This is a genomic window from Flavobacterium sp. FlaQc-52 (genome assembly GCF_044007495.1).
GTDB classification, from domain to species: domain Bacteria; phylum Bacteroidota; class Bacteroidia; order Flavobacteriales; family Flavobacteriaceae; genus Flavobacterium; species Flavobacterium cupriresistens.
Genome location: NZ_JBIPCV010000049.1, coordinates 1 through 340 on the forward strand (window position 1 = coordinate 1; position 340 = coordinate 340).

Consider the following 340-nt stretch of genomic DNA (forward strand, 5'->3'; position numbering starts at 1 on the left):
CAGAAGTATTTCCACAATCATCATTAACCGTCCAAGTATTAGTATATGTTCCAGCGTTAGCACAACCTTGAGAAGCTACAAAAGCACCGCTTACTTTTACAATGTTTGTCACATCCGTATCACAAGCATCAGTAGCTACTGGGAATTGCGCTTGAGCATTAGCCAAAGCTGTTGCATCACTACATTGAACCGTTGTATTTAATGTTCCGGCTTGAGTAGACCAAGTAGGAGCAGTAGTATCTTCGATAGTAATGATTTGAGTGAAAATAGCAGAAGTATTTCCGCAATCATCATTAACAGTCCAAGTATTAGTATATGTTCCGGCGTTAGCACAACCTTG

Annotated in this window: 1 protein-coding gene; it reads right to left on the minus strand. The window is 40.0% G+C overall.

Annotated elements, in window-relative coordinates:
* Positions 1 to 340: hypothetical protein (locus tag ACHRV5_RS22455; RefSeq protein ID WP_395428343.1), on the minus strand; the 340-nt coding region annotated here is incomplete at both ends.